The following is a 4,534-nucleotide window of genomic DNA, read 5'->3' on the forward strand; positions in this document are numbered from 1 at the left end:
GCATTACCCCGGCCGCGTTCACCGCGTCGGCGCTGGGCGGCGACCGGCCATGATGCGCGCACGGCCCCAGCGGCACGTACAGCGGCGCGCCGCGCGCGGCGTCGCCGGCGCGGCGCAGCGCCTCGACCTCGGCATGCGGCCGGCCGCCATCCTGCGTCCAGCCGCGGCCCACAATGACGCCGTCCTTGACCAGCACCGCCCCGACCGCCGGATTGGTGCCGGTGCGGCCGAGGCCGCGGCGTCCGAGCGTCAGGGCCAGCTGCATGTAACGGTGATCAGCGGCGGCACTCGGCGTCGCTCGCGCCTTGGCTTGCTTGTCGGCGGCCAGCTTGGCGCCGTATTGCTCTTCCAGTATCCGGAAGATCATTTGCGGACCAGCGCCGGCCGGATTTCGTCCTCATTGGTGAGTTCGCCCAGCACCGCCTCGAAGTCCTTCGCCTCGCGAAAATTGCGATAGACTGAGGCGAACCGCACATAGGCGACATCGTCGAGCTTGCGCAGGTGATCCATCACGATCTCGCCGATCGTCTCCGACGAGATGTCGGCCTCACCACCGCTTTCCAGCTCGCGGACGATCGCCGATACCATCTGCTCGACGCGGTCCGGCTCGACCGGCCGCTTGCGCAAGCTGATTTGCACCGAGCGCACCAGCTTGTCGCGGTCGAACGGCACGCGGCGGCCGTTGCGCTTGATGACGGTGAGTTCGCGCAGCTGCACCCGCTCGAAGGTGGTGAAGCGGAAATTGCACGCGACGCAAACCCGCCGCCGCCGGATCACCGAGGAATCCTCGGTCGGCCGCGAGTCTTTCACCTGGGTATCGAGGCTGTTGCAGTTCGGGCAGCGCATCGCGACGCGTCCTCAGTGCCGTCCGAGGGTATCGTCCCTCACCTTCGTCATGACCGGGCTCGTCCCGGCCATCCACGTCTTCGCTCCGCCGCCACGCTGCAAGGACGTGGATGGCCGGCACAAGGCCGGCCATGACGGGTGGTTAGTCGTTACTGATAAATCGGGAAGCGACCCGTCAATTCCTTGACGCGCTGCTTCACCGAAGCTTCCACCAGCGGCGCCGACCCATCGGGCGATTGTGCAATCGCATTCAGCACTTCGGCGATGAGGTTACCAACCTGCTGGAACTCGGCGACGCCGAATCCGCGGGTGGTGGCCGCCGGAGTGCCGAGGCGCAGACCCGAGGTCACGAACGGCTTCTCGGGGTCGAACGGGATACCGTTCTTGTTGCAGGTGATGGCAGCGCGGACCAGCGCCTTCTCGGAGACGTTGCCCTTCAGCCCCTTCGGCCGCAGGTCGACCAGCATGAGGTGATTGTCGGTGCCGCCCGAGACCAGATCGAAGCCGGCCGCACGCAGCGTTTCCGCAAGCGCCTTGGCATTTTCGACGACGTTCTTCGTGTAGACCTTGAAGTCCGGTTGAAGCGCTTCCTTGAACGCGACCGCCTTGGCGGCGATGACGTGCATCAGCGGGCCGCCCTGCAGGCCCGGGAAGATCGCCGAGTTGAACTTCTTGGCCAGCGCCTCGTCGTTGGTCAGGATCAGGCCGCCGCGCGGGCCGCGCAGCGACTTGTGGGTCGTGGTGGTGACGACGTGGGCGTGCGGCACCGGCGAGGCATGGACGCCGCCCGCCACCAGGCCGGCGAAGTGCGCCATGTCGACCATGAAATACGCGCCGACGCTGTCGGCGATCTCGCGGAAGCGCTTGAAGTCCCAGGCGCGCGGATAGGCCGAGCCGCCAGCGATGATCAGCTTCGGCTTGGCTTCCTCGGCGAGCTTGGCGACCGCATCCATATCGATCATCTGGTCTTCGCGGCGCACCGTGTAGTGCACCGGCTTGAACCACTTGCCGCTCATGTTGACCGGGGCGCCGTGGGTGAGATGACCGCCGGCGGCGAGATCGAGACCCATGAAAGTGTCGCCCGGCTGCAGCAGCGCCAGGAACACCGCCTGGTTCATCTGGCTGCCGGAGTTCGGCTGGACGTTGGCGAAGGCCGCGCCGAACAGCTTCTTGGCGCGCTCGATCGCCAGATTCTCGGCGACGTCGACGAATTCGCAGCCGCCGTAGTAACGGTTGCCCGGATAGCCTTCCGCATACTTGTTGGTCATCACCGAGCCCTGCGCTTCCAGCACCGCGCGGCTGACGATGTTCTCGGAGGCGATCAGCTCGACTTCGTGGCGCTGGCGACCGAGTTCACCGCGGATCGCGGCGGCGATCTCGGGATCGGCCTGCTCGAGCGAGGCGGAGAAGAAGCTGTCGGGCGCAGAGGCGGTCTTGGCTGATGTGCTCATGGGCAATGTCTCCACCGCCGCAGCCGGTTCAGCCGGTGCGAGCGGTTACAGGATAGCGGTTCGGAAGCGGCGGGTGCCGCATAGCACATCCGGACCGCCCGGCCAAGGACGCCGCCACTATTTGCGGCCATGCGCCCCAGTCAGACCCAGATATGGTGGATGAGAGGGATTTGCAGGAGGCGCGCTCGCAGATCGTCGAACCTCCGATGGAGAGGCCCGTTTCGGCCCGGCTAGATGCGGAACAGCGGCTGCAGCAGCCGTGCCCAAGGGCTCTTGAACCGCAGCGGCGCGTCGGTGACGGCAAGGCATATGCAATCCTGCTCCGGCCCGGCATAGGGCTGGTGCTCGGTCTGCTCGTCGGTTTCGGCGACGTCCCCCCGCACCAGCACGGCATCACGGTCACACAGGCTGCCGCTCAGCACCAGCGTCAGCTCACGGCCGCCATGACCGTGCGTCGGCACCTGGGTGCCGCCTTGGAAGCGCAACATCCGCGCCTGCGGACGGCTGCCGGGGATGTCGATCACGATCTGCTGCACCCGCGGCGCGACCCGCGTCCAGCGCAGCGTCCGCAGGTCGCCGCCGAGATAGCTGCGCAGCGGCTCGGGAATCACGATATCGGACGCGGGAGCCATCCGTGCGGGAGCCGGCGCGGCGGGCGGCTCCCGGCGAAGTTGCGCCATCACCGATTGCATCATGCCGGGCGGCAACTCAGCAGCCGGCAGCGCTTCCAGCAGTTCGCCGCCGACCGCCTCGGCGGCCGTGCTGCGCGCGCGGCAGTGCGGGCACAGCGCCAGATGCGTCGCCACCAGCAGGCTCGAAGCTTCGTCCAAAGTGCCGGCGGCATAGCTCAGCAACAGATCGTCGCCGATGTGATGCTGCACGCTCATCGCCCTGCTCCGCTGCGGTCCCCCAGCGCGGCGCGCAGCTTGCCGAACGCAAGCCGGATGCGCGACTTCACCGTGCCGATCGGCAGGCCAAGGTGTTCGGCGATCTCACCGTGGGATCGGTTTTCGTAGAAGGACAACATCAGGACGCTCTTCTCGTTCGGCGACAGCGCATTCATCCCGTCGCGCACGCTTTGTTCGATTTCGGCGCGTTCGAGCAGCCGGTCGGGCGGCTCCTCGTCATCCGGGACGAAAGCAGGATCATTGGGATCGAACGTCGGTCGCTTCGCCTGGCGAAACCGGTCGATGCCGAGATTGCGGGCGATCGCAAAGATCCAGGTCGCGGCCGACGCTTTGGCGGGGTCGTAAGCGCCGGCATGGCGCCAGATCGACACCATCGTCTCCTGCGTGATCTCTTCCGCCAGCGCCGGATCGCCGCCGCGGAGGATGAAGTAGGACTTCAGCCGCGGCGCGAAATGACGAAACAGCTTTTCGAACGCGGCTTCGTCCTGCGCGGTGGCAATTCGGACGATGCAGGCGGACCACGGGTCCGCGATCTCCGAAGGGTCGCTCCGCAGTCTGTCCATGGCGACCAGTCCATTCTCGCGCGACGATCGGCCGGGATGGACTGCCGCACCGAGCCGTCCCGCACCACCGACGAACTTACCGACCGCGACCGCAGGATGCATTGCGCCTTCCGTCGGACTGTCGTCCTGTCGGGACGCGAGGCCACACAGACCGAGCTGGTATCTGGCAACGGCTTCACCATCGTGTGTCTGTACTCTCATCCGACGATCGCCCCATCCGACCCGATGGCAGCCGCGCTCCCGCGCGGCCAGTGCCGCTGTCACGGAAGCAGCCTCCAACGTATCTCCGGCCTCCGATCGATACGTTGCGGCCCGGCTTTTGGATCACGTCCAACGTCGAAAAAGTCGTCGCGCAAGGCTGCGGCGAAATAGCCATGTGAAGTCACGCGGCCGTGACCGGCTTGCAGTGATCCACGCGACGTGGCGCGCCGTAGAGAGGACACTACCAACCCGGAGGAGGTCTGCCATGACGTTTTTCAACAAGCTCAGCGCCATGGAGCGCGCCGCGATCGGAGCCGCTCTGCTGATGACTCTCGCACCATTGGTGCCCTACGCCCTGCTCGGCTAAGGGCCGGTCCGTCTGCACTCCCGTCGGCCGCGCACGCGCCCTGACAACACGCGGCCGACAAAGTCGATCGGCGCCAAACCCGCCCCGATCGACTGGCAGCGCGGATTATCAGCGACCCCCGAGACGGACTACGGCCCGACGGGTATAGTCAAGCTTTGATACCGGGAGTATAACATCGCGACGCACCCCGCCGCCCGG

General features: G+C 66.7%; 4 protein-coding genes and 1 pseudogene. All 5 read right to left on the reverse strand.

The window, feature by feature from the left end; all coding sequences use genetic code 11:
• Positions 1–367, reverse strand: a pseudogene (locus ACOJTD_RS14105) (riboflavin biosynthesis protein RibD); the annotation flags it as partial.
• Positions 364–846, reverse strand: a complete 483-nt coding sequence (nrdR, locus tag ACOJTD_RS14110; protein ID WP_054162851.1) for a transcriptional regulator NrdR — start codon at positions 844–846, stop codon at positions 364–366. The pseudogene ACOJTD_RS14105 and the gene nrdR, both read right to left, overlap by 4 nt.
• A gap of 149 nt (positions 847–995) precedes the next feature.
• On the reverse strand, positions 996–2,297 hold the full coding sequence (glyA, locus tag ACOJTD_RS14115; RefSeq protein WP_420133528.1) for a serine hydroxymethyltransferase: 1,302 nt from the start codon (positions 2,295–2,297) through the stop codon (positions 996–998).
• Between the two features lie 230 nt (positions 2,298–2,527).
• On the reverse strand, positions 2,528–3,184 hold the full coding sequence (locus ACOJTD_RS14120; RefSeq protein WP_420133529.1) for a ChrR family anti-sigma-E factor: 657 nt from the start codon (positions 3,182–3,184) through the stop codon (positions 2,528–2,530).
• Entirely contained in the window at positions 3,181–3,768 is a 588-nt protein-coding gene (locus ACOJTD_RS14125) for a sigma-70 family RNA polymerase sigma factor (RefSeq protein WP_420133530.1), read from the reverse strand. Before ACOJTD_RS14125 ends, ACOJTD_RS14120 begins: the two co-directional genes overlap by 4 nt.
• Between the last annotated feature and the right edge of the window lie 766 nt (positions 3,769–4,534).

Source organism: Rhodopseudomonas sp. (genome assembly GCF_048594845.1).
Lineage (GTDB): Bacteria > Pseudomonadota > Alphaproteobacteria > Rhizobiales > Xanthobacteraceae > Rhodopseudomonas.